Origin of the sequence: Marinobacterium aestuarii (assembly GCF_001651805.1) — a bacterium.
Classification (GTDB): Bacteria; Pseudomonadota; Gammaproteobacteria; order Pseudomonadales; family Balneatricaceae; genus Marinobacterium_A; species Marinobacterium_A aestuarii.
Window position 1 is genome coordinate 1,935,645 of sequence record NZ_CP015839.1, and the last position, 20,379, is coordinate 1,956,023.

The window sequence follows — 20,379 nt, forward strand, 5'->3', positions numbered from 1 at the left end:
AGCAGGGTTATTAATAGGCCCGTTTTCCGTTAGAATCCTCTGTTTTCCATTGCAACGGGCTTTGCCCCTCAGGGGCGGCAGGGGAACCGGAACGAATGCTGTTCAACAAGCTGCCAGATGACTTATTTCTGCCGCTCTCGGGTCAGAATCGCCATATTTATCAGGCGGTTATGCTCGCGTTGGCGGATCTGTTCTTCGATGAGGACCTGATCGACCCTTTCATTCCCAAGGATTTGGTGCGTTCGGCAATCGAAGATGCAGTGGTGCGCCTGGGTGTGCGTCGCTGGGAGCCGGAGGACGATGACGACAGCGAGGGTGGCGAACCGCCACGCTCGGCCGCTGAGTACGCCAACCGCGTCTATCGCCGTCTGGTGCAAACCGGTTGGCTGGAGGAAGAACAGCGCATTTACCGCACCTTCGTGCTGCTGTCGCCCTCTATCAGCTACCTGCTGCGTTCGCTGGTGTCGATTGCCAACCTGGAAAAACGTTCCTACGGCGGTGCTGTGCTGAACGTACTCAGCTCGCTGGAGTCTGCCATTAATGATCCGGTGGGGCGCGGTATTACGCTGGCGGAAGCGGCGCAGACTGCGGCGGATTTCAGCGCCCATCTGACCGATATGTTGCTGGGGTTGCGCGAGCTCAAGATCAGTCTGGCCGCCACCAACAATGCCCAAGAGATCGTGCGGCGCTTCTTCGACCGCTTCGTTGAGCACATCCTGGTGTCGGATTACAAGACACTGAAAACCAAGAACAACCCCTTTCGCTTCCGGCGTCAGATACTGTCGTTGCTGCGGGAATTGCAGTTCGACAGCCTGCGCCTTGAGAAGCTGACCGTGCATTATCAGATGCAGTTTGAGGTCGGTCACGATGAGGCCGAAGCGCGGGTGCATCAGCATATCAACCGTATTATCCGCATCTTCGATTCGGTGGATAAGCGCCTGGCCACCATCGACGACTTCCGCTATCGGCTGGAAAAACGCGTGGCTGATACCGTGCGATACATGGATAAGACCACGCCAGGCATGGCCGCGCGGCTGTCACGGGTGATCGGCGAAATTGCCCGGCGGCCGGATGCGCAGGTGCCCCGCGTCGACACCCTGGAGTCCATTCGCTTCCTGTCGCCTTCCAGTGTGCGCTCGCCGATACGCCGGCGCATTGAAGCTCAGCCCCGGGTGATTCACCAGGCCGAGATTGATCCACAGGTGCTGGAATTGCGGCGTCTGTTCAAGGAGTACAAGGACCGCCGGGAGGTCACTCCGGAGCGCATCGATGTCTATCTGGAGAGCAACCTGGGCAGCCGCAGCAGCCTTGAGGCCGGCGGCTTTCGCATCGAGACGATCGAAGACTACATCTGTTTCAGTTATGTACGCCATCTGGCCTCCCTGGGCAAGAAGGGCAAGGGCACCATGCAGGCCTACTCTATCCGCTTCAAGGACAACTTTGTCAATGTCGCCGATATGGTTGAGTGCCGAGATTTTGTGATTCAGAGGAAACTATAAATGCTGGGTGATCTGCAGAAAATCATCGGTCGAAGCGACCAGTACAAGGCCGACGACTTTTCCCGTGCGGCGAATCTGCTGCTGGTCAGTCAGTTCCTCTACGCCGAGCGGCCGGGCCACCGTGACAGCTACTTCCTGGTGGCGTCCCATATCGATTATTTCTCCAACCTGTTCGAGGCCATCGGCTGGTCGCTGATCTATCAGCCGGATGAGGCCTACCTGGGCGTCTTGCCCAAGGGGGAAGAGCGGGTCATGCGGCTGCGTCTGGATGAGTCGCTGTTGCTGCTGTGTCTGCGTCAACAGTACGAGCAGAAGCTGGAGAACTTCGAGGTCGAAGGCGGCAAGGGCTACACCAGCACCGATGAGCTGCTGGGGCTCTATGAAAACCTGACGGCTAAGGAGCTTCCCAATGAAACCCGCCTCAAGGAAATTTTGTCGCTGTTCTCGCGCCATGGTCTGATCGAGCGCGGTAAACCGCTGGAAACCGAACCGAAAAACATTCCGCTGGGTATTAACCCCACCATTCGTCAGGTGGTGGTCGAGGACTTCATCGGTCAGCTGGAAGCCCTGTGTGACGCGGATAACCGCGATGAAATGGCACCTGCCGAGGAGTCCGCTGATGAAGCAGCTCAATAGAATAGTTCTGGTTAACTGGTATGTGCTTGGTGCCATCGAAATCCCGATCAAGGGCAATGTTGCCATCGTCGGCCCCAACGGTTCAGGCAAGTCATCGCTGCTGGACGCCATTCAGACGGTATTGATGGGTGGCCACAAGCGCTATCTGAGCTTCAACGCCTCGGCCGGCGAGAAGAGCGAGCGCAGCCTGCGCACCTACTGCCTGGGCATGATGGATGACAGCGGCAAGAAGGGTAACGCCCGTGAAGATGCCCTCAGCTATATGGCGCTGAGCTTTTTCGATACCGAAACGGCGCGTGAAAGTTGCGTCGGTATCGCCATCAGTGCCTCCACGGCTTCCGCCGATGAAGATATTCTGGGGCGTTTCATCCTGCAGGATTTCTCGGTATCGCTGGATGACTTTACCCGCCGTGATGGCGAAGGGCGCCTGCCGCGGCCCTGGAACGAGGTTCGGGCCAGTCTGCTCAAGGCCTGCCCGGATATGGTGCTCGAAAAGCGTGCCAATCGCTTTATTCGCGAGATGGTCACGCACCTGAGTCATGATCCGCAGATGCCCAACGATGACGACAAGTTCGTCAAAAACTTTCGCAACGCGCTCAAGTTCCTGCCCATTGACAGCCCGACGCGCTTTATTCGCGAGTTCGTGCTGGACGAGAGCATTGTGCACGTGGGGGCCTTTCGCAAGTCGCTCGATGAGTATAGGGCCATGGAGCACAAGACGCTGGAAGTGTCCCGGCGCATCGAAGAGCTCGAAAAGGTACAGGAGCTGTGCAAGGGCATTGCGCGCAACGTACGCAATGCCGTCGAGTATGAATGGGTGGTGCACGAATCCCGCTTCGAGAATACCGACCTGAAGAAAGAGGCGGCCGCCGAGCGGCTGGAAGAAAACCAGGAAAAAGAGAGCGGCTATCAGCTTGCGCTGGAGCAGAAGTCCGATCAGCTCAACCAGATTATGCAGGACCTGGCCGAAGCTCGCGCGCGTCTGAACAATACCGACAGTGCGCACCAGATCAAGGCACTGGAGTCGGCCGTGACCGCGCGCCAGCATGAGTTGGGCGGTATCAAAGATCGCATTCAGCATGTTCATGGCGTGCTGCGCACCACTGTAGGCTTCGCCAGCTTTGAGCAGCTGATGCCGGAGAACTTCCGCCCCGTGGTGCAGCAGTCCGTTGGCCTGTGGCGTGAGGGGGGCGACATGATGGCGGATCTGTGGCCCGAGTCGCCGGTTGAGGTCGACAATAATCTCGATCAGCTGAAAAAGCATGTTGATGGCGTGCGGCGCGAGATCGCCCGTCAGTTCGAGCGCTCGGTGATTCGGATGAACGAGCTGCGCTCCGAAATCCAGAACCAGAAGGGCGCGGTGGAGCAGCTCAAGCAGGGGCGGGCACCGGTGCGCCGCAATACCCAGGAGCTGATGGAACTGCTGGCCGAATACGGTATCGAGTCCACGCCCATCTGCGAGCTGGTCGATATCAATGACGACAAGTGGCGCGTGGCCATTGAGTCCTTCCTGGGAGCGCGGCGCGAAGCACTGGTGGTGGATCCGGATCGGGTCAAGGAAGCCATTACTATCTATAGGCGCAAGGGTCGGCACCTCAAGGGCAGCCGTATCATCAACACCACCAAGAGTGATGACTGGCTGGGGCGTTACAAGGCCGGCTCCCTGGCGCATTTTATCGACACTGACAACGACCATGCCAGGGCGTACATGAACCGTGCGCTGGGCTCGGTGATGGCGGTGGAAACCGAAACCGAACTGCTGCGCCACGAACGTGCTCTGACCTACGACTGCATGCTGCAGTCCGAGGGCTCCACCACCTCGATCAATGAAATGCAGCCCATCATGGGTATTCGGCGTCGCGCCAGTCAGCTGGAAGTGCAGGGTCGCCAGGTTGATCAGATGGTGAATGAGTTTGCGACCCTGGGCAAGCAGCACAGTGCGCTGGAAAAACTGCGCGACAACCTGATCAGCCTGGCCAATGCGCTGCTGGGTGTGAACGCGCGGGTATTTGATCTGGTGAATCAGCGTGAGCAGCTGAATGCCGAGATCGAAGGTCAGCGCCAGGCGGTCGAAGACCTGCGCAATCAGGACGACAGCGGCATTCAGCAGGCGATTGCCGAGTTTGTTGCCGCGCAGAAAAAAGCCGGTGACGAGCAGAAACAGCTGATGGATCGTCTGCAAAAAGCCCGCACGGCCATGATCAAGGATAACGCTGCGGTCGAGGTGCTGGAGCAGGAACTGGTCGAACACAGCGCGGCCCGCGGCCGTTGCCAGGAAAATCCGATATTTGATGCTCAGGCCGCGCAGGAAAAACGCGATTATCTTGATGAAACCTGTGTGGGTGAGCTTGAGCGCGTCATCTTTGAAGCCGCCAAGAAGGCCCAGGCCGAACTGCAGCTGCACGAGAAAAAGAAAAACGGCGTGCGTGATGCCGTGGCTCAGTACAAGGCGCGCTACCACGGCGGCGGCTTGAGTCACCAGGCGCTGGACATGATCAGCTCTGAGTCGACCCACGAGGATCTTGAAGCCTTTGTCGACAAGACGGTGACGGTGCTGGTTGATTCGGAACTGGCTGAATACGCCAAGAAAGCCGAGCGGGCTCGTCTGGAAGCCGAAACGGCTTTCCGATCCGACTTTGTGGCGCATCTGAACGATCAGATCGACAAGATCAAGGACCTGATCCGCGAGCTGAATTCGCATCTCAAGAACCGCCCCTTCCACAAGGAAATGTACAGTTTCGAGATGATGCCCAACCCCGAGCTCAAGGACATTCTGGAGCTGGTTGAGGCTTACACCCGGATGGATCAGGCCAATGTCGGCTCGCTGTTCGATCTGAAGAACGACGGTGACAAGCCGCACCATCAGGCGCTGGAGAAAATCCACGACGTGCTGAAGGACGAGGGCGAGAGCAGCCTGCTGCAGGATTATCGCAACTTCTACAACTTCGAACTGGTGGTCAAGGATCTGGACGGCAACCGCAAGACGACCCTGACGCAGCGTATCAAGACCGGTTCCGGTGGTGAGCATCAGGTGCCCTTCTATGTGGCCATGGCCGCCGCCATGGGCGCGACCTACCGGTTGCGTGAAGGCGCGGATGGCCGCCCGCTCGGTGGTATGAGTCTGTCGGTGTTCGATGAGGCGTTCAACAAGCTGGACTCCGAAAACACCATGACCTCCCTGGCGTTCATGAACGACCTGGGGCTGCAGACCATCATTGCCGCACCGGATGAGAAGTATTCGCTGCTCAGTTCCTGCATGGATACCATCATTAACGTCTGTCGTGATGGCCGCGTGGTGGATATCGATGTGGAATTCCCCACCGCTAAGGGCAAGGAATTGCTGAACTCGGATCATCCGCGCACGCTGCTGGCCGCGATGAGTCAGGATTCGCAGAACGAAACTCTTGAGCCTGCCTGAGCCGGCTGAGTCTCGGCTAAAAGCTGTTAGATAGGCGGTCGCTGCAACCTGGGTTGTGGCGGCTGCAGGTCCGGCACCAGGCTGGCGATGGCATTGCGCCGGTGCAGCAGATAGAGGCGACCGTTGCGACTTAGCCCGAGCCAGTGCTCTGGCGCATCCAGCAGTTGCAGCAGCAGGCTCTTGCTGTCGATAGGGGCTGCGCTGGCTGATGCTGCGGCAGAGGCGTGTCTGGCGGGCTGCAGATCCTGCCACTGGTCATTGGCCAGCAGGCGGCTCAGATTGTGGCCATCCCAGATATTCGGCGTCTGCTGCAGCGGCCCAAGCAGCCCCAGGCGTGACGGTGAGCTGATATGCCGTTCGCGGGCAAAGTAGCGTCGCACACTGAGGTCGGTGTGTACGCCCAGCAGGGAGTTGTCCCGTACATTGCTGCGAAAGTCCAGCGTTTCCAGACCTTCGATGAGCGTGTCCAGGCGCCAGTTGCAGGCCTTGACCAGGGCCCAGGCGGGCTTCAGCGAGAAGCGCGAGCCGAGGCTGAATTTCACCGCTTCACGTCCGTCGCGCACAGTGCCATTCAGCTGCGTGATCTGCAGAAAACCCGTCTGAAAGTCCACCAGGCTTTCCGGGGTTTCAACAAAGCAATAGGGTGATTCGCGCTGGCACAGGCTGACCCAGTGATCACGGTGGTTGAGGGCGGGCAAAACTCGAATCAGCATGGGGCACGGGGTCATAAAAGTGATTGAAAAGTATATCGAAAAGCGAGAGATGCAACCATGAAACTGTTAAACCGTGCGGCCTTTGCACTGTTACCGCGCCAGCCGTTTGCCGACTGGGTCAGCGCACTGCCCGCCGATACCGCCCAGGCGTCGGACCAGGACACCAGCCTCGCAGCGCTTCGGGCCGAGGGCACGCTCTATCTGATTGACGAAGTCTTCAGCGAAGAGGATTTTGCCGCCGCCCAATCGGATCACTGGCGCAAGATGTTCGAAAACGAGCTGTCGGCCTGGGATGAGTTTGCCGATCACTGGCCTGGGAATCTGAGTGCTGAGCTGTTTGACGCCTGGTTCGAACTGCAGCCGCAGCTGATGGCGATTGATCTGTCATCAAAGCCGCTTATGCTGGCACCGCTGCAGGACTAAATGTAATTGTAAGGGCTAGCAGGCCCACAAGTTGCATATCCAAGGGTACATTCGCAGTATTGAGTGGCGTTCCCGTGCCGGGTTTCAATAGCCGCTCAGTGAAAGGGAGCCAAGGAATGACCGAGCTTATTCAAGCGTTGCCAGTCGAGCCCGGGTTCAAATTGCATCCGCTGCGCGAGTTGCTGTACGAAGAGCTGCATTCGCGGCCGTTTCAGCAGATTCAGGCGCCGGCCCGTGTTACACATCTGGCGGTGCTGTGCCCAGAGTCCGAGCGGGCACAGCAGTTTCGCCATCTGCAAACGCTGTGCGAGCAGCTCGATGCACCCGTACCTGAGCACGACAGCAGCTGTTTTCAGCAGGATTTCGGTTCGCTGCGGCTGCGGCGCGAAACCCATATGGAGTTCGTCGCCTACACCTTCATTCATCTCGATGCGACCAGCCCGAATGCCGCCTGCGACCAGCCCTTCGCGCGCACGGCGCTATCACTGTTGCCACCTGGCTGGCTGGATCAGCTGCATGGCAGTGTAGTGGGCGCTTTCCATGTCGCCTTCGAATACAGCGAGTTGGAAGGCAAGCAATTGCTGCCCCAGGCCAAGCGCAATTTTGAAGGCATGCGCCTGATTGGCAGTAGCCCGCAGCAGGGCGATGCCCATATATGGACCAGCTTTCGTCTGCACAGCGATGGTTTTGGGCGTTTTCTGGTGTATAACCGCGGCATGTCACCGAGCCAGCTTGGGCGACTCATGCAGCGCTTGCTGGAGATCGAGACCTACCGCCTGCTGATGCTGCTTGGCATGCCGTTGGCGCGCAGCATAGCGCCGGCGCTGTCGCCCATGGACGAAGCTCTGGCTGATATTACCCAGCGTCTGGCCGGCAATTCGGACCTGGATGAAGCCGTTATCCTCGCCGAGCTGACCGCCATGGCGGCGCGGGTGGAAGATTTTCGGGCGCGTTCGACCTTTCGCTTCAGCGCCACGCGGGCGTACCATGAGCTGGTGCTCAAGCGCCTGGAAGAGCTGAATGAAGATGAGGTCTCAGGCCATCTGACCCTGACCGAATTCATCACCCGCCGGGTAACGCCGGCGGTACGCACCTGCGAAACCGTTGGGCGCAGGCTGGAGGACTTGTCCAGGCGCATCGATCGGGTATCGGACATGATGCGCACCCGGGTCGAACTGTCGATCCAGGGGCAAAACCGGGCCTTGCTGGCATCCATGGACAGGCGTTCGCGCATCCAGTTGATGATGCAGCATACCGTCGAGGGGTTGTCGGTGGCGGCGATCAGCTATTACAGCGTTGGCCTGCTCAAGCATATTATTACCGCCGCCTATGATGCCGGCGTGCCGGTCGACAAGGATATGGCGGTGGGGGTTTCAGTGCCGCTGGTACTCTTTAGCGTCTGGTTTGTGACACGGCGTATCCATAAACATTTTCATGAACTTGCCCGCGAGGAGCGCAGCGCGGAAGCGCAGCGCAAGACGGGCGTGAAGGCAGAGAAGACATGAGTGTACAGGCGATAATTGAACACAAGCTCAACCAGGGGCTGAACATTGTGCAGCTGGATATCGAAAATGAAAGCCATATGCACTCGGGGCCGGCCACTGAGAGTCATTTCAAGCTGGTACTGGTGTCGGATGATTTTGCCGGCAAGCGCCTGGTACAACGCCATCAGCTGATCTTTGGTTTGCTCAAGGACGAAATGAGCAACCCGATTCATGCGCTATCCATGCACCTCTATACGGCGGATGAATGGCGGGCGCGTCAGCAACAGGCGCCGACGTCCCCCGAATGCCTTGGGGGTTCCAAAGGCTAGCAGCCTGTCGGACTTACCACTGATCTACTGCGGAAAAGCCGATTTTGGTCATTTTTCGTCCTCTTTTTCGTTAAATAGAACCACTATTTGCCTCAAAAGAGCTCAAAAACTGCCTCAAAACGGACTTTCCCTCGCTACGATCGGCCAAGTCCGACAGGCTGCTAGAGCATTTTCACAAAACACTTATCTGTCGATCGAGGTTGCTTTGAGTGCTGCCACCGAAACATCAGGGCGGCTCTTGTTCCCCCTTATGAAGCCGGCGAGCACTGAGGTCATTCGGCGATAAGGCCCGAAGGGGCGCAACAGGGACTGATGCGCCTGCGATGAGATACAGGGATGTACCGTCAGCGCAGCCCGTCGAATGATCTCAGAGCGCAGCGAATAGGCTTCATTGGGGCGTATTCTTCAAGGTGAAGAGCTTTGGTTACTTTCTTGGCAAGTAACGCGCCAGCAAGGCGCAACATGAGCCATCAAACCGCTCCGATACCTCAGTCTGCACAGGCTCTAACAGGGTCATCTTAATCTCGTCTCAACCATCGCAATGGGCCGATGTAAGATGAACGTGCTCTAGAGCAGCCAAGGGTCACCAGCTGTGGCCCTTGAACTTCCAGTCGATGGCATCGATGGTATCCGCCACCACCGTAATGCGGATTTCCTTGCCGGCGTCTATGTAGGTCCAGCGTTCGGCCGGGCTGCGGTAGTCGCAGTTGTTGCGATTGCGCCCCCGGCGCCAGTCATGCCGGTTGCTGCGTTCACTAAAGCGGCGTCTGTCAGTGCTCCTGTAAGAAAAACGTTCATCGCAGCGATAGCCAATCTGACTCACCCACAGCGGCTGCCCCGCATGCTGCAGCAGGCGCACCACCGAGTCGCCATCGCGAAACAGTACGCCCCTGATATAGAGCTGATCGGCAGCCACCAAGCCGCTTGCCAGCAAGAGGCAAAGGCTCAGAAACAGGGTGCTCAGGCGTAGCGCAGCGGGAAATTTCATCAAGCAATGACTCGGTAGCAGTGACTATGGCTGTTGGAGTCTGTCCGTGCGCGATTGTTTCAGTAGATTTCCAGGGCGGCTGCGGGAAGTGCTTTTAGGGGAGAGGTCTTTGGGGGAACGGCTGTTGCAATTAAAGCAGCCGCGCTGCGAACACAGGCTGTCCGCAGCGCTTGTCATTCAGTATCTATTGGCTTTAGCGTTGACACAGCGTCTCGAACAGTGAGAAGTATTCCGGGAAGGTCTTGGCAGTGCAGCCAGGGTCGTTAATGGTGACAGGCGTATTGCTCAGGGCAACCAGGGAGAAGCACATCGCCATGCGGTGATCGTCGTAGGTGTCGATGGCCGCTTCCTGCAATCGCGCAGGTGGCGAAATCTCGATAAAGTCCTCACCCTCGACCACGCTGGCACCCACCTTGCGCAGCTCCGTTGCCATGGCGCTGAGGCGGTCGGTTTCCTTCACGCGCCAGTTGTAGATATTGCGAATGGCGGTCGGGCCTTTTGCAAACAGGGCTGTGGTGGCGATGGTCATGGCGGCATCGGGGATATGGTTCAGGTCCAGATCCACGCCTTTGAGTGTGCCCCGGGTCACTTCGATCCAGGTCGGGCCCCATGTCACGCTGGCACCCATCTGCTCGAGTACGTCGGCGAAGAGCTTGTCACCCTGTACGCTGTCGCTGCCTACGCCGTGCACGCGAATAGTGCCGCCGGCAATGGCGGCGGCAGCGAGAAAGTAGGACGCCGAAGAGGCATCACCTTCCACCATGATCGCGCCGGGCGAGCGGTAGCTCTGCTGTCCCTTGATATGAAAGCGCTGGTAGTTGTCGTTTTCGACGTCAATGCCGAAGCTGCGCATGGCGTGCAGGGTAATGTCGATATAGGGCTTGGAGACCAGCTCACCGTCCATCTCGATGGTCAGGTCTCCTGCGGCCAGGGGGGCGACCATCAGCAGGGCGGTGAGGAACTGGCTGGAAATATTGCCGCGAATCTTCACCTGGCCGCCGGGGAGGCCGCGGGCATTGATCTTCAGCGGCGGATAGCCTTCATCCTTCAGGTAGCTGATGTCGGCGCCCAGGGTGCGCAGTGCATCGACCAGATCCCGGATCGGGCGTTCGTACATGCGCGGCTCGCCGGTCAGCAGGAACTCACCCTGGCCCAGGCACAGCGCCGCGGTCAGCGGGCGCATGGCGGTGCCGGCGTTGCCGAGAAACAGCTCGGCAGCCTGGCTCGAAAAGCTGCCGCCAATCCCTTCAACCGTACAGCTGCGACGATCGTCTGACAGCTGATAGCGTACGCCCAGTTGCTTAAGGGCGGTGAGCATGTGGCGTATGTCGTCGCTGTCCAGCAGGTTGGTAATGCGAGTGCTGCCCTCGGCCAGGGCTGCCAGCAGCAAAATGCGGTTGGACAGGCTCTTGGATCCGGGAATCTGGACTTCGCCATCGACGCGGGTGACAGGTTGCAGGGTGATGCTTTCCATTGAATTCTCTTGTACAGGTTTGCGCAGGGCATATACGTTACTGTCTTGCCGGCGTCACGTCGAGTCCTGCGTGCGTTGCTTGGGGTGTTTGGCAGGGCTGAATTGGCTATGATGCCATGGATGAACGATGAGGCAGACGGGTGGCATGGATACAGTGACATACCAATGGGGGCGTATTGCGCGCATTGCACTGGAGCATCGCCGCGAGCTGGTGCTGGCTAACCTGATTGCGTTGCTGGCCACCCTGGCCTCGGTGCCCTTGCCGCTGCTGATGCCACTGCTGGTCGATGAGGTGCTGCTCAACCAGCCGGGTCCGCTGATCAATCTGATCAATCCGCTGGTGCCCCAGAGCTGGCATGGGCCTGTGCTCTATATCATGGCCATTCTGCTGGTGACCGTGCTGCTGCGCGCTCTGGCGCTTTTGCTGGGGGTGTGGCAGGCGCGCCAGTTCACCCTGGTGTCCAAGGACATTATTTTTCGCATTCGCAGTGACATGCTGGCGCGGCTGCAGCGCATATCGATGGCCGAATACGAAACCCGCGGCAGCGGGGCTGTGACCTCTCATTTCGTGACCGATATCGACACCCTGGACAGGTTTATCGGCGGCTCGGTCAGCAAACTGCTGATAGCGCTGCTGTCGATTCTGGGCACCGCGGTGATTCTGTTGTGGATGCACTGGCAGCTGGCGCTGTTCATCCTGTTCCTGAATCCGCTGGTCATAGCGCTGACCATGGCGATTGGCAAGCAGGTGAAGCAGCTCAAGAAACACGAAAATGCGGCCTTTGAAGTCTTTCAGAATGCCCTGATAGAAACCCTGGACGGCATTCAGCAGATCCGCGCCTCCAACCGTGAGCGCTATTATCTGTCGCGCATGGTGGATGAGGCACGTCGGGTGCGGGATCATTCGGCCGCGTTTGAGTGGCGCAGTGATGCCGCGTCCCGCTTCAGCATGATGCTGTTTCTGGTGGGCTTTGATCTGTTTCGCGCCGTCTCCATGCTGATGGTGGTGTTCTCGGATCTGAGTGTCGGGCAGATGATCGCGGTTTTTGGCTATCTCTGGTTCATGATGGGGCCGGTGCAGGAAGTGCTCGGGGTGCAGTACGCCTTCTATGCCGCCAAGGCTGCGCTGGCGCGTATCAATGGCCTGCTGATGCTGCAGCAGGAGCCGCGTTACCCGCACCGCCGTGATCCCTTTGCCGGGCACAGAACGGTGTCCGTCAGCGTTGAAAATGTGCACTTTGGCTACGGGCCGGGACAGGATGTGCTCAATGGCATCAGCCTGACGGTGCCGGCGGGGCAAAAAATCGCCCTGGTGGGGGCCAGCGGTGGCGGCAAGTCGACCCTGGTGCAGGTGTTGCTCGGGCTTTATCCTGCAGGCACGGGCCGGATTCTGTATGGCGGCGTACCGCTCGAGGACATAGGGCTGGATCGGGTGCGCGATCGGGTTGCCACTGTGTTGCAACAACCGGCATTGTTTAATGGCACCGTGCGCAGCAACCTGTCCATGGGCCGGGGGTTCACTGATGCGCAGCTGTGGCAGGCGCTGGACATCGCCCAGCTGAGTGACTTTATCCTTGGGCTGGAACAGACACTGGATACCCGCATCGGGCGTCAGGGCGTCAGGCTATCCGGTGGACAGCGCCAGCGCCTGGCGATTGCGCGCATGGTGCTGGCCGATCCCAGCGTCGTGATTCTGGACGAGGCGACTTCGGCGCTGGATGCCCAGACCGAGGCGCGGCTGCATGAGGCATTGGGTCACTTTCTGGCCGGGCGCACCACCCTTATAGTGGCGCACCGCCTGAGCGCGGTGCGCCAGGCAGACCATGTCTATGTGTTCGAGGATGGCCGTATCGCCGAGGAGGGGCCCCACGAGGCGCTGCTGGATCGAAACGGCCTCTACGCAAGGCTCTACGGGCACTATCAGTAATCTAGGAAACCCTGGGGGAATGGATGCAGTATCGCAGGCGTTTCAAATGGCGGGCAGGCAATGCGGTTGAGCTGATTGTCGACGGTGAGCAGTTCTTTCCGATCATGCTTGATTCGATTCGCCAGGCCAGTCACAGCGTGCTGATGGAGTTCTATCTGGTGTCTTCCGGCCAGATAATGGACAGGTTCATTATCGAGATGATTGCAGCTGCACGGCGCGGCCTGATGGTGCGCCTGATGATCGATGGCTTTGGTGGTCGCAAGCTGTCCGAGCCAGATCGCTTGCGGCTTGAGGCGGCGGGTGTGGTGATCCTGGTGTATAACCCGCTGAAATGGAGCAAGCTGACGCAGAATTTCGCCCGCGATCATCGCAAGCTGATGATCGTGGATCAGACCCTGGCATTCATCGGCGGTACAGGTCTGACGGACGAGTATTGGCTGGCCGAGGAGGCGGGTTGCCCCTGGCATGAGGTCATGCTGTCGCTGCGCGGCCCCGTGGTGTGTGATCTGATCGAGCTTTACAACGCCCTGTGGAAGCGCTGTACTGCGACGCGCCTGCCGCCAGGCAGTCTGGGGGCCGAGGTGGGGCCTGCGATGATGAAGGTCTGTACCACCGAAGGGCTCTATCAGCAGGGCATCAAGCTCAGCTTTTTGCAGCAGGTCAATCAGTCCAGCGAACGCATCTGGCTGGCAACGGCCTACTTTATGCCCTCGCGTTCGCTGCGTCGGGCCCTGCGCCGGGCGGCGTTGCGCGGTGTCGATGTGCGGCTGATTCTGGCCGGTCCCTATACCGATCAGCCCTGGGTGTTCCATGCCTCCAAGCGGTATTATCAGCGCCTGCTCAGTGCCGGGGTGAAAATATTCGAGTATCAGCCCCGATTCCTGCATGCCAAGGTGGGGGTGGTGGATGACTGGAGCTCCATAGGTTCCTGCAACCTGGATCACTGGAACCTGCGCTGGAACCTGGAGGCCAATATCGAGATTCGCGAGCCGCGGTTTGTCGACCAGGTGACGGCCATGCTCAGTGCTGACGTGCAGCATTGCAGCGAAATAACCGAAAAAGCCTGGCATGCGCGTCCCTGGCATCGCAAAATCCGTGAGTATATCTGGTCATTGATCAGTCAGATTGTGTTGAGAATTCGATAATGAGGAAGTGACAATGAAATACATATCAGGTTGTGCGGCGCTGGTGCTCGGTTCTGTGTTGCTGGCAGGCTGCGCTGGGCCCAGCCTGACCGGCACCACCTATTCACGCTCCGAAGCGCGCCAGGTGCATTACGTGCGTTATGGTGTGGTGGATTCGGTAACACCGGTGGTGATCGAAGGGCGTACCGACGGTGCCGTGGGTACCGGCGCCGGCGCCATTGTTGGCGGTATCGCAGGCAGCAATATTGGGGGTGGCAGCGGCCGCGCCGTGGGTGCCGTGATCGGTGCTGTGGCCGGCGGTGTACTGGGCAACAAGATTGAAGCGTCCGCCACCCGCAAGCAGGGGCAGGAAATTACCGTCCGTCTGGATAACGGTGAAACCCTGTCGCTGGTGCAGGAAGTCGATGGCGGCAAGTTCTTCCGCCCCGGTGAGCGTGTGCGTCTGCTGGAGTCCGCCGGCGCGACTCGCGTAGCCTATTAACCCTGACGGCTGCGCATTTTTCCGTCTTGTGGTGCGCACCAGGTCATGGAATGAGACGCTGCAGATGAATGCGTTTTAGTGTGCGACAGGCACCTTTTCCTGTGCTATGTTGAAGTTACCTTTATCGGAAGGGAGGGCTTAGCTGAGTGTTATCAACAATCACAGTTCGATCTCCGAATGGTCGTGAGACCATCAGGCATTAGCAATAATGCTTAAGTTTTTCCCGGGCAGGCACTGATATTCAGGCCTGCCCTTTTAGATTCAGGGCTCACCAATTTCCGTGCAGCGTACAGGTAGCAGGCCTGTTCGTAGTGACGCTATGGCGCTTTTTAGCGCTGATAAAGCGGGCTTCGAATAGCGGATAACAAAAAACCTCGCGAGATCAGCTCTGCGAGGTTTTTTTTGCGGGTAAGTTCTGGAGGGCGTGCTGTCATTTGTTCCCGGCAATAACAGCATGCCCTCCATCCCTGGATGGTTTACTGATTTTTGCTCCCGGCAAAATCAGTATTCCCTCCATCCCTGGAGGTTACTTCTCGGGGGAGTGGAAAACCAAGTAGAGGTCGACCAGCAGGTCCGGAATCTGTTTTACCATTTCTTCGCACAGGCGCTTGTCGCGGCGCATCTGCTTGAAATCGTCTTCTTCAAACAGGTCAGATGCGACCATGATCGGCAGCAGCAGCTCGGCTACCTGTTCTTCACGTTCGGCGCTGAACCACAGCTCTTCGTGCAGGAACACGCCTTCCATGAAGGCTTCGGCCCAGAGTGTCAGCGGTGCGATGCCGGCTTCCTTGTCTTCTTCGTCGAGCTCAAGGGTGGTGTCGCAGGGCAGATCGATCTCTTCGTCGCTGTACAGGTCGCTGCCGATGGACTGATACCACTGACGCAGCAGACCGGCAATTTCGGTGCGCTCGGCATCGGATTTCCACTGGGGTTCTCCGTCGAGCAACAGCGCCAGCCATTCGGCCTCGGGCACGGGCTCAGGGCTGATGCTGAGGGCACAGAAAAGACCATGAATACCGATCAGGTCTAGGGATTCTTCGGATACGGCGTCGGAGAACAGGAATTCCTCGAGTCGGTCCAGCTCATCATCGTTCAGTGGCTGGGCAATAGGGGGCATTGACATGGGGCTGTCCAGATTCCGGTTTGGTTGGGGCGATTCTACCGCCAAAGGACTTAAAGAAGTAAGAATAAATTAAAATCAGCCGCGTTTTGACCCTGGTTGTTCAGTTGCGGGCGGGGAAATTCAAGTGACAGGGCGCTGGCCTTGCCGGATAATGCCGCCCCATGATGGAACACGCACTTCGAGTACTGAAAGACGTTTTTGGCTATGACCAGTTTCGCACTCCCCAGGAAGACGTAATCAGCCGTCTGGTGGGCGGTCAGGATTTGCTGGTGGTCATGCCGACCGGTGGCGGCAAGTCACTGTGCTACCAGTTGCCGGCGCTGCTGCGCGACGGTACAGCCGTGGTTGTGTCACCCTTGATTGCACTGATGCAGGATCAGGTCAGTGCCCTGTCGCAGTGGGGCATTCGTGCCGGCTGCCTCAATTCGGCGGTGAGTTTTGAAGAACGCAGCCGTACCGAGGATGCACTGCGCAGTGGCGAGCTGGATCTGCTCTATATAGCGCCAGAACGACTGCTGCAGCCGCGTACACTGGATCTGCTGTCGCACTGCACCCTGGCGCTTTTTGCTATCGACGAAGCGCATTGCGTGTCGCAGTGGGGGCATGACTTCAGGCCCGAATACCTGCAGCTCAGTCGCCTGCGCGAGCGCTTTCCCGGCGTGCCGCGCATCGCCCTCACCGCCACCGCAGATGGACGCACTCAGCAGGAAATCGTCGAACGGCTGCAGCTTGATCAGGCCGTGCGCTTTATTCAGGGGTTTGATCGTCCCAATATCCGTTATCGCATTGGTCAGAAAGACAAGGCAAAGGATCAGCTGCTGCGCTTTCTGCGCGATGAGCATCCGCAGGATGCCGGCGTGGTGTATTGCCTGTCGCGCAAAAAGGTCGAGGCTACAGCTGCCTGGCTGTGCGAGCGCGGCTTCAATGCACTGCCTTACCATGCCGGGCTCTCGACGGAGCTGCGGGCGCATAACCAGCACCGTTTTCTGACCGAAGAAAGTCTGATCATGGTGGCGACCATCGCCTTTGGCATGGGGATCGACAAGCCCAATGTGCGTTTTGTAGCGCACCTGGATTTGCCCAAAAGCATTGAAGCCTACTATCAGGAAACCGGCCGCGCCGGGCGTGATGGCATGCCCGCCGATGCCTGGATGGTGTATGGCCTGCAGGATGTTATTTTTCTGCGCCAGATGCTTGAAGGTTCCCAGGCCCCCGAGCAGCAAAAACAGATTGAACGCCAGAAGCTTGAAGCCGTACTGGGATTGTGTGAAATCACCAGTTGCCGGCGTCAGACGCTGCTGGCGTACTTCGGTGAGTCTGAGCATGCGCCCTGTGGCAACTGCGATACCTGCCTTGAACCTGTGCCTGTTTGGGATGGCACTGAAGCGGCGCGCAAGGCGCTGTCGGCGGTGTATCGCTCGGGCCAGCACTTCGGCGTCAATCATGTCATCGATATCCTGCTGGGCAGCAATAGTGAAAAGCTGCGAGAGCGCGGGCATGATCGCCTGTCGACCTTTGGTATTGGCAAGGATCTGGACCGCAATCAGTGGCGCTCGGTGTTTCGCCAGCTGGTGGCGCGGGGCTTTCTGGGGGTGGATGGCCAGGGGCATGGCGTGCTGCACCTGACCGAGGCCTGTCGCGGGGTGCTGCGCAGCGAGCAGACACTGGAGCTGCGGCTGGAGTCTCGCAGCCAGAGCCGCTTTACCCGCAGCTCGGTGCCGCAGTCGAAACTGGAAGCCAGTGACTATGCTCTGTGGAATGACCTGCGGGCCGCGCGCAAGACGCTGGCCGAAACCCAGGACGTGCCGCCCTATGTGATTTTCCATGATGCCACCCTGATGGAAATGGTCATGCACCGGCCGCTGAATGAGGTGCAGCTGCGCAGGCTCAACGGTGTGGGGGAGCGCAAGCTGGAGCTCTATGGCAAGCAGTTCCTCGCGGTCATCGAGCAGCATGAACAGGCCGGCCAGACGCAGGCGGTAGCCTCGGATGAAGCTCTGCTGCTGTTTCGCAGTGGCATGACGGTACAGCAGGTTGCGCTGCAGCTCAAATTGTCGGTCAACGCCATCTTTGGTCAGCTGGCACGGGCCATTCAGCAGGGGCAGCTGGAGATGGCGGAAGTGGTCGAGTTGCCGCAGGCCGAAGTCAGCCACATTCAGCAGGTCATGATTGAGTGTGAGCGTGATTTCGGTGCAGCGTTAAAACCGGTGCATGAAGCCCTGGGCGGTGCCTATGACATGGGCCTGCTGCGCTGTGTGCGCGTGGGGCTGAGCCTTGATCGCTGATGCGGCTATGTGCAGGTACTTTCTCCTGCATGTTTAGCGATGGGTGACTCGGTGCTCAGGGGCGGATTGCGCGCAACTCCCTTGACCGTACGGCTCTATTGGCCGGGCACAATGGCTGCGCATCGAGGGTGACTTGGTTATAATCGGCGCCTCTTCAAATTTCGATCGATGCCAATCCATGAGCGATATCCTGTACCAAGAGGTCCTGAGCGATCCTGTTTCTTCCCTGACGCCTGCTGATCTGGCGGCGTCTTCCGCGTCCGATACTGAGCCCTGTGCAGCGCAGGGCGCCCAGAGCGATGCCGAGCGCAAAACCAAGCTGCGGCTGAACAAGCTGCAGAAGCGGTTGCGCCGCGAGATGGGACGGGCGATCGAGGATTTCAGGATGATCGAGGACGGCGACCGTGTGATGGTCTGCCTGTCCGGTGGCAAGGATTCCTACACCATGCTCGACATCCTGCTGAACCTGCAAAAGAGTGCGCCTATCAGCTTCGAGCTGGTGGCGGTCAATCTGGACCAGAAGCAGCCGGGCTTTCCCGAGCACATACTGCCGGCCTATCTGGATGCCGTTGGCGTGCCCTACCATATAGTCGAGCGCGATACCTACTCGATCGTCAAGAAGCTGGTGCCGGAAGGCAAGACCACCTGTGGCCTCTGTTCCCGTCTGCGCCGCGGCACCCTCTATGGTTTTGCCGATGAGATTGGCGCCAACAAGATCGCTCTGGGCCATCACCGCGATGACATTCTGGAAACCTTTTTTCTCAACATGTTCTTCGGTGGCAAACTCAAGTCCATGCCGCCCAAGCTGCTGTCGGATGATGGCAAGAACATGGTGATCCGGCCGCTGGCTTATGCGCGGGAAAAAGACATCGAAGCCTATAGCGAGCTTAGGCAGTTCCCTATCATTCCGTGCAACCTCTGTGGTTCCCAGGAAAACCTCCAGCGCCAGGTCATCAAGGACATGTTGCAGGGGTGGGATCACACTCATCCGGGCCGGATCGAAACCATGTTCAGGTCCTTGCAGAATGTAGTGCCCAGCCACCTGGCGGATACGCAACTGTTTGACTTTGCCAATCTGCAACTGGGTTTTGCCGAAGGAGTGGCGACGTCAGGTGAGGACGCGGAGGCCCCGGGAGGGCGCATCGATATACTGTCGCTCTGAGAATTTATCGCAATTAGCATGCCCCTAAGGCTAACTGGCCGTGATAACGGCGGTGTTCAGCTATGCTTCAGGCGCAGACGCGGCCTGCGAGGCGCGCACTTGGCGGGCGCTGGGCTCGCGGGCAGTGCCCGAAGTAACAACGCCGGTGCTAGTGTCGTGTTACAATTGGACCTGTATACTGCCATGAAATTCGTGCGTATTGGATGCACGATGGCGGTGCTGCATGGGCGCTCTGGGGCGCAGATCGGAGAGGATCTCGATAGATGAGTGACAATCAAGGCAGTCCGGGCGCTTTGCTCGACATGGTGCGAGAATTGCGTGGGCTGCTGCTGGATTTTATTGCTGGCGGCCCCACCAAGGCGCCCCGCTACAAGGCGCTGCGCGATGGCTTGATGGCCGACGCCAAGGTTAACGGCCATCTGCCGGACCTTGTGCTGGAGCACGAGAACCTGAATGATCTCTGGCAATTCATGAAGTACAAGTCCGCCAGCAAGGTTGAACGCCAGGAAATAATCCGTACTCAGTTTGACGATCTGGCCCGCGCGCTCAGCGGTGCGGCGGCTGCCGCACCTGATGACTATGAAGCCATCGCGGTGGAAAAGCTGTTCAAAGCCTGGTATCGGCTCAGCCAGGACAGCATGGAGCCGCGCCGCTTGGTCGCCACTGCCCGAAAGATTGCGGTACAGGTGTGTAGCTCCATTGTCGATGCGCACTATCACTCAGGTGAGATTCGTGGCGGTAACGAAGAGTTGACCCAGGTGTTCGGCATGACCAAGGATGTGCTCTTTGCCTGCAGTGGTACCGACAGGCAAATGATCGTGACCGATGCGGTGGCCGGTGCTACGGCGCTGCGCAAAACCTTCGATGGCATTCTTGAGCGTATAGGGCAGCCTGGGCTGGATGAGAATGGCAGGCTTCAGCTGGCACGCATGGGGGTTGATGCCATTCTGTCGGCGGTGATGTCATTGCTGAGTTGCTGGTACATGTTGCAGGCTTCTGCCGCCAAACCCTGAGGCGTTCGCCCCGGGCTCTTTCCCGTTTTTGCACTATTAACCTGGCGGACAAATAGGTTCCTTAACCGAGTTGTCGCTATGTACAGGAAGTACGACAGAAAAATGCTCCTGCATTTTCTGCATTCCCGCCATCCATGGCGATCGTATGCCGCGCACGCATGGATGCGAATGCGCGGTCAGGCCATCACTCTTTAGCCTGCAAAAATGGACACAGGTGCGTGGACATGCTGGCCTTCTTCAGGGAAAAAGATGTCGTTCGCATTGGCCCTTCGTTTGAAT

Annotated in this window: 16 protein-coding genes; 12 read left to right on the forward strand and 4 right to left on the reverse strand. The window is 58.6% G+C overall.

Annotated elements, in window-relative coordinates; translation table 11 throughout:
• Positions 1 to 95: 95 nt before the first annotated feature.
• The 3 genes from A8C75_RS08580 to A8C75_RS08590 are packed head-to-tail and all read left to right on the forward strand — an operon-like array spanning position 96 to position 5,553.
• Positions 96 to 1,499, forward strand: coding sequence for a Wadjet anti-phage system protein JetA family protein (locus A8C75_RS08580; protein WP_067380764.1), 1,404 nt, complete (start codon positions 96 to 98; stop codon positions 1,497 to 1,499).
• On the forward strand, positions 1,500 to 2,135 hold the full coding sequence (locus tag A8C75_RS08585) for a DUF4194 domain-containing protein (RefSeq protein ID WP_067380766.1): 636 nt from the start codon (positions 1,500 to 1,502) through the stop codon (positions 2,133 to 2,135).
• A complete protein-coding gene (locus A8C75_RS08590; RefSeq protein WP_067380769.1) occupies positions 2,119 to 5,553 on the forward strand; it encodes an SbcC/MukB-like Walker B domain-containing protein in 3,435 nt (1,144 codons plus the stop codon). Before A8C75_RS08585 ends, A8C75_RS08590 begins: the two co-directional genes overlap by 17 nt.
• A gap of 26 nt (positions 5,554 to 5,579) precedes the next feature.
• On the opposite strand, the gene A8C75_RS08595 is transcribed toward A8C75_RS08590, so the two are convergent.
• On the reverse strand, positions 5,580 to 6,266 hold the full coding sequence (locus A8C75_RS08595) for a hypothetical protein (RefSeq protein ID WP_157890250.1): 687 nt from the start codon (positions 6,264 to 6,266) through the stop codon (positions 5,580 to 5,582).
• 57 nt (positions 6,267 to 6,323) lie between these two features.
• On the opposite strand from A8C75_RS08595, the gene A8C75_RS08600 reads away from it, so the two are divergent.
• The 3 genes from A8C75_RS08600 to A8C75_RS08610 all read left to right on the forward strand — a co-directional run bounded on the left by A8C75_RS08600 (position 6,324) and on the right by A8C75_RS08610 (position 8,502).
• Entirely contained in the window at positions 6,324 to 6,689 is a 366-nt protein-coding gene (locus tag A8C75_RS08600) for a hypothetical protein (protein WP_067380775.1), read from the forward strand.
• A gap of 116 nt (positions 6,690 to 6,805) precedes the next feature.
• The gene (locus tag A8C75_RS08605) at positions 6,806 to 8,194 is read left to right on the forward strand and encodes a DUF3422 family protein (RefSeq protein WP_067380778.1); all 1,389 of its coding nucleotides are present in this window, start codon (positions 6,806 to 6,808) and stop codon (positions 8,192 to 8,194) included.
• Complete coding sequence (locus tag A8C75_RS08610; RefSeq protein WP_067380781.1) at positions 8,191 to 8,502, forward strand: BolA family protein; 312 nt, start codon at positions 8,191 to 8,193, stop codon at positions 8,500 to 8,502. The genes A8C75_RS08605 and A8C75_RS08610 overlap by 4 nt, the downstream gene beginning before the upstream one ends.
• Before the next feature lie 583 nt (positions 8,503 to 9,085).
• On the opposite strand, the gene A8C75_RS08615 is transcribed toward A8C75_RS08610, so the two are convergent.
• Together A8C75_RS08615 and aroA are read right to left on the reverse strand one after the other, a co-directional pair.
• Positions 9,086 to 9,490 carry a hypothetical protein gene (locus A8C75_RS08615; RefSeq protein ID WP_067380782.1) on the reverse strand — a complete coding sequence of 135 codons (405 nt, stop codon included), beginning with the start codon at positions 9,488 to 9,490 and terminating at the stop codon, positions 9,086 to 9,088.
• Positions 9,491 to 9,683: 193 nt separating this feature from the next.
• Positions 9,684 to 10,964, reverse strand: coding sequence for a 3-phosphoshikimate 1-carboxyvinyltransferase (gene aroA / locus A8C75_RS08620; RefSeq protein WP_067380786.1), 1,281 nt, complete (start codon positions 10,962 to 10,964; stop codon positions 9,684 to 9,686).
• A gap of 145 nt (positions 10,965 to 11,109) precedes the next feature.
• Between aroA and A8C75_RS08625 the strand changes: the two genes are divergently transcribed.
• The 3 genes from A8C75_RS08625 to A8C75_RS08635 are packed head-to-tail and all read left to right on the forward strand — an operon-like array spanning position 11,110 to position 14,517.
• The gene (locus tag A8C75_RS08625) at positions 11,110 to 12,891 is read left to right on the forward strand and encodes an ABC transporter ATP-binding protein (protein WP_067387119.1); all 1,782 of its coding nucleotides are present in this window, start codon (positions 11,110 to 11,112) and stop codon (positions 12,889 to 12,891) included.
• Between the two features lie 23 nt (positions 12,892 to 12,914).
• Positions 12,915 to 14,036 carry a phospholipase D-like domain-containing protein gene (locus tag A8C75_RS08630; RefSeq protein ID WP_067380789.1) on the forward strand — a complete coding sequence of 374 codons (1,122 nt, stop codon included), beginning with the start codon at positions 12,915 to 12,917 and terminating at the stop codon, positions 14,034 to 14,036.
• Between the two features lie 13 nt (positions 14,037 to 14,049).
• On the forward strand, positions 14,050 to 14,517 hold the full coding sequence (locus tag A8C75_RS08635) for an outer membrane lipoprotein (RefSeq protein WP_067380792.1): 468 nt from the start codon (positions 14,050 to 14,052) through the stop codon (positions 14,515 to 14,517).
• A gap of 526 nt (positions 14,518 to 15,043) precedes the next feature.
• On the opposite strand, the gene A8C75_RS08640 is transcribed toward A8C75_RS08635, so the two are convergent.
• Positions 15,044 to 15,640 carry a YecA/YgfB family protein gene (locus A8C75_RS08640; protein WP_335623053.1) on the reverse strand — a complete coding sequence of 199 codons (597 nt, stop codon included), beginning with the start codon at positions 15,638 to 15,640 and terminating at the stop codon, positions 15,044 to 15,046.
• Positions 15,641 to 15,801: 161 nt separating this feature from the next.
• Here A8C75_RS08640 and recQ point away from each other — a divergent pair, with 161 nt between their 5' ends.
• From recQ to A8C75_RS08655, 3 genes are all read left to right on the forward strand, one after another.
• The gene (gene recQ, locus A8C75_RS08645; RefSeq protein ID WP_067380796.1) at positions 15,802 to 17,925 is read left to right on the forward strand and encodes a DNA helicase RecQ; all 2,124 of its coding nucleotides are present in this window, start codon (positions 15,802 to 15,804) and stop codon (positions 17,923 to 17,925) included.
• A gap of 178 nt (positions 17,926 to 18,103) precedes the next feature.
• Complete coding sequence (ttcA, locus tag A8C75_RS08650) at positions 18,104 to 19,087, forward strand: tRNA 2-thiocytidine(32) synthetase TtcA (protein WP_084783886.1); 984 nt, start codon at positions 18,104 to 18,106, stop codon at positions 19,085 to 19,087.
• Between the two features lie 263 nt (positions 19,088 to 19,350).
• Complete coding sequence (locus A8C75_RS08655; protein ID WP_067380799.1) at positions 19,351 to 20,100, forward strand: hypothetical protein; 750 nt, start codon at positions 19,351 to 19,353, stop codon at positions 20,098 to 20,100.
• Positions 20,101 to 20,379 lie beyond the last annotated feature (279 nt).